Annotated in this window: 3 protein-coding genes; 2 read left to right on the top strand and 1 reads right to left on the bottom strand. The window is 62.0% G+C overall.

The window, feature by feature from the left end; all coding sequences use genetic code 11:
• Positions 1 to 338: cytochrome c oxidase assembly factor Coa1 family protein (locus tag EN906_RS24750; protein ID WP_245484328.1), on the top strand; the 338-nt coding region annotated here is incomplete at its 5' end.
• A gap of 193 nt (positions 339 to 531) precedes the next feature.
• Positions 532 to 2,967 carry an FAD-dependent oxidoreductase gene (locus tag EN906_RS24745; protein ID WP_127269793.1) on the top strand — a complete coding sequence of 812 codons (2,436 nt, stop codon included), beginning with the start codon at positions 532 to 534 and terminating at the stop codon, positions 2,965 to 2,967.
• A gap of 320 nt (positions 2,968 to 3,287) precedes the next feature.
• Here EN906_RS24745 and mmsB read toward each other — a convergent pair whose 3' ends face one another.
• Positions 3,288 to 4,169, bottom strand: a complete 882-nt coding sequence (mmsB, locus tag EN906_RS24740; protein WP_127269795.1) for a 3-hydroxyisobutyrate dehydrogenase — start codon at positions 4,167 to 4,169, stop codon at positions 3,288 to 3,290.
• Positions 4,170 to 4,271: the final 102 nt, after the last annotated feature.

The following is a 4,271-nucleotide window of genomic DNA, read 5'->3' as shown; positions in this document are numbered from 1 at the left end:
TCATTCCCTACGTCCTGAAAGGCAGCGATGCCTACCACATGACGATGGACAGGCTTCGCGCCGACGACCGCGTCAAGGCGGCGTTGGGTGATGATTTGACCGACAGTTTCTGGGTCGGCGGCCATCTCAACGTCAATGCGAATGGGGCCGGCGACGCCCAGTTCGGCATTCCGGTCCACGGCGCCAAGGGCAAGGGCACGGCCTACTCGACCGCTGTCCGGACAGCCGGCACATGGAGCCTGCGCCTGCTGGTCGTCAGGGTCGAAGGAGCCGACGCGCCGATCGTGCTGATCAACGAAGATCATGTCCCGATCCCGAATGCTGCAATCGGAATATAGCAGGGCAAAACGCAAAGAAGCAGCCTAAACGCGGGCGCGAAGGCTGACAGTTCGGCCGGCTTTGTGGCCCAACAGTCGGGTGACCACTGCTGCGTTCCAGACAAGGAAATATGCTGAAAAGCCGGATGCTGTCTGACAGTATGCGCATGCGTTCATGTGGACCGGTGGCAATTTCATACAAGGGCACGCGCATATGGTGAGTTCCTTTCGTGCGGTCGTGGTCGGTGGCGGCTGTGTGGGTGCAGGCATTCTCTACGGCCTGGCAAAGCGCGGCTGGACCGATGTGGCATTGCTGGAGCGAACGCAGCTTACGGCCGGGTCGACATGGCATGCCGCGGGGCTCATCCCTTCTTACGCGCGCAGCCGCAATGTCGGCCGCATGATCGCCAGGTCGATCGAAATCTATGAGGGGCTGGAGGCGGAGACGGGCCAGAACGTCGGCTGGCACAAATGCGGCCAGCTGCGCATTGCCAACACGCGCGACAGGCTGGACGAGTACAGAAGCTACATGGACGTTGCCGAGGTCCAGGGTGTGCGGGCCCGGATCGTATCGCCCGCGGAAGCGCGAGAAATCTGGCCGCTGCTCGACAACAACAGCATGCTGGGTGCCCTTTATCATCCCGATGACGGCCACATTGCACCCGCCGATGTCACCCAGGCCATGGCCAAGGGTGCACGCGACCGTGGCGCGAAGATCCATCTCGATACCGAGGTTGTGGGCTTCGAACGCATGCCGAGCGGCGAGTGGAGGGTCAAGACCTCACGCGGCGAGATCGTCTGTGAACATGTCATCCTTGCAACAGGCAATTACGCCCGCCAGACCGGCGCCATGCTTGGCCTGGACATTCCCGCGATCCCGATCCTGCATCAGTACTGGATCACCGAGGCGGTCCCCGAAATTGTGGAACGCAAGCGGCTTGGTCTTCCGGAAATGCCGATCCTCAGGGACGAGGGTTACGAGGGCTATCTGCGCGAAGAAGGCGACGGGCTGATGTTCGGTCCCTACGAGCGCACCGAGCAGCTCAAGCTGTTCGCTGAAAACGGCGTCCCGGAATGGTTCGGCGCCGATCTGCTCGATGAGGATTTCGATGCCGTGTCCTGGAACTGGGAACGTGCGACCGAACTGGTCCCCGCGCTCGGACGCGCCGGCATCAAGCGGAATGTGCGAGGACCTTTCCAGATGACGGCCGATGAACTGCCGCTGATGGGACAGGCGTGGGGTCTGGAGAATGTCTGGCTCGCCGAAGGGGTGCCGGGAGGCATCCTTTGGGGCGGTGCGATTGGCTATTACCTCTCCGAACGGATCGTGGAGGGCGGCAACAGCATCGACACGACGGAGCTGGATCCCCGTCGGTTCGGCCACTATGCAAACAAAAACTGGACCCGGGCAAAGGTCCGGGAAGCCTGGGGCACCCACGCCGCACAGCACTATCCTGGCCAGGACATGCCGGCGGCGCGACCGCAGAAAACGGCCCCGTCCTATGATCGCCTAAGCCAGCTCGGCGCGGTGTGGGACGTGTTGAACGGCTGGGAGATGCCGAGCTGGTTTGCGCCTGCCGGTGTCGAAGCGCGCAATGTCTACAGCTGGCGCTGGACCCCCAAAGGGAACCACGTCGCCGCGGAGGTTCAGGCTGTCCGCCAGGCCGTTGGGCTGGTCGAGATGACTCCCATGACCAAGTTCGAGGTTAGCGGGCCGGGCGCCAAGGACTGGCTCGACGGAATCCTGGCCAACAGGCTGCCTCGTCCCGGTCGCGTAGCTCTTGCCCATCACCTGACGCCGGCCGGCTGCGTGCAGGCCGAATATGTGGTGGCGCGGCTGCAGAGCGAGCTGTTCTATCTCATATCGACGCCGCGCGCCGAGCGCTGGAACCTTGACGATCTCAGCCGGCTGTTGCCGAAGGACGGCAGCGTGCATCTGCGCAACGTCACGGAGGATCGCGGCAGCTTCACGGTGGTGGGGCCGAAGGCGCGCGACATATTGCAGCCGCTGACGGAGATCGACCTCTCCAATGAAGCCTTTCCATGGTTCAGCGTGCAGTCCGGCACCGTCGGCATGGCCAGCGACGTACGGCTCCTGCGCGTCAACTATTCGGGCGAACTGGGATGGGAACTCTATCATCCTCTCTGCTATCAGCGGCATTTGCTGGATGCGCTCCTGGCATCGGGAGAGGCACACGGGCTGAGGCTGGCCGGACTTCAAGCGCTGGAATCGCTTCGTCTCGATAAATCCTACCGCGCCATGTATCGCGACATGAACCCCGAATTGTCAGCCTGGGAAAGCGGCCTCGACCGATTCATCAGCCTCGACAAAGGGGACTTCATCGGCCGCGCGGCACTGGTCGCAAAACAGAAGCAGGTGACACGCCGGATCGCCACGTTGTCGATCGATACGGATGGTGCGAGCGCGTTCGCCTTCGAGGGCGTTTACCGCGAAGGCGAGCTCGTCGGCCACATCACCTCGGCGGGCTACTCCTACACTTTCGGTCACGACATCGCACTTGCGCTGTTGCCCCTGGCACTTGTGTCGCCCGGCACCGAGCTCGAGGTGTCCATCCTCGGCGAGCGCCGCGCGGCCAAGGTGATCGCCGACTCGCCCTATGATCCGGAAGGCGCCCGCGGGCGCATGTGAGGCATCCCGGAGTACAGTTCCGGGTTATCGATGTCTCAAAACGTGCTGCAGGGCAAAATGCAAAAACCGCGCTCCATCAGGAACGCGGCTTTGCCAGATACGCATGGCGCTTCGCTACGCAAACACTTTGCGAAACTTATGGCACTTGTCGAAACTTACGGGCTCCGGTACGCGAGACCTGATCCGGAGCGCCGGGCGGATGAGATATGTCCGCCTCGCAGTCCGTTTTATAGGGACATCGTTACCGCGGAGTTATCGAGAGCTTAAGCAAATCTAAATTTGCACTTTTTCCACCCAAGGAAACCGGAAAAATCCGGGGGTTACGCTGGGTTACCCCTGAGAAAATTAATTATGCCGGAGAAATCGACCCCGCCATGTCCCTGGGCGTTGAACAAGGCATAGAGCTGGGCTGCTTCGGCACCAAGCGGCGTTACAGCACCCGCACCATGCGCGGCTTCCTGGGACAATTTCAGGTCTTTCAGCATCAGTGCCGCTGCAAATCCTGGGTTGTAGTCCCTGTTTGCGGGCGAAGTCGGCACCGGCCCGGGCACCGGGCAGTAGGTGGTCAAGGACCAGCACTGGCCGGAGGAGGTCGAGGCGACGTCGAACAGCGCCTGGTGTGACAGGCCGAGCTTTTCCGCCAGCACGAAGGCTTCGGCGACACCGATCATCGAAATGCCGAGGATCATGTTGTTGCAGATCTTTGCCGCCTGGCCGGCGCCGTCGCCGCCGCAATGGACGATGCGACCGGCCATCGGCTTCAGGATCGGCTCGGCAGTTGCAAAGGCGTCATCGGAGCCTCCGGCCATGAAGGTCAGCGTGCCGGCCGCGGCACCGCCGGTGCCGCCCGAGACCGGTGCATCGATCGACGACAGCCCGTGCTTCCTGGCGACGGCATGGGCCTTGCGGGCTGACTCGACGTCGATGGTCGAGGAATCGATGAATAGTGCGCCCTTTTTCGCCTTGAGCGCTATGTCCTCATAGACCGACAGCACATGCTTGCCCGCAGGCAACATGGTGATCACCACGTCGGCATCCTTCACCGCGGCCAAGGCATTCGCCATGATCGTCACGCCTTGTTCTTTGGCGACGTTGAGGTTCTCCGGCACAAGGTCGAAACCATTCACCGCATGCCCCGCCTTGACCAGGTTGGCGGCCATCGGATTGCCCATGTTCCCTAGGCCGATGAAGGCGATCGTCATAGTGGTGCTCCGTGATTTGGGCTAACAGTAGGCAGTAGGCAGTAGGCAGTAGGCAGTAGGCAGTAGGCAGTAGGCAGTAGGCAGTAGGGGTCTATTCGGGTG

The organism is Mesorhizobium sp. M7A.F.Ca.CA.004.06.1.1 (genome assembly GCF_003999135.1).
In the GTDB taxonomy this organism is placed as follows: domain Bacteria; phylum Pseudomonadota; class Alphaproteobacteria; order Rhizobiales; family Rhizobiaceae; genus Mesorhizobium.
Note: the sequence above shows the minus strand (reverse complement) of the source record. Positions and strands in the feature narration are given on the sequence as shown.

Bases quoted from the DNA above. Each gene is read 5' to 3' on its own strand.
- EN906_RS24745 (WP_127269793.1), top strand. From the start codon at position 532: ATGGTGAGTTCCTTTCGTGCGGTCGTGGTCGGTGGCGGCTGTGTGGGT.
- mmsB (WP_127269795.1), bottom strand. From the start codon at position 4,169: ATGACGATCGCCTTCATCGGCCTAGGGAACATGGGCAATCCGATGGCC.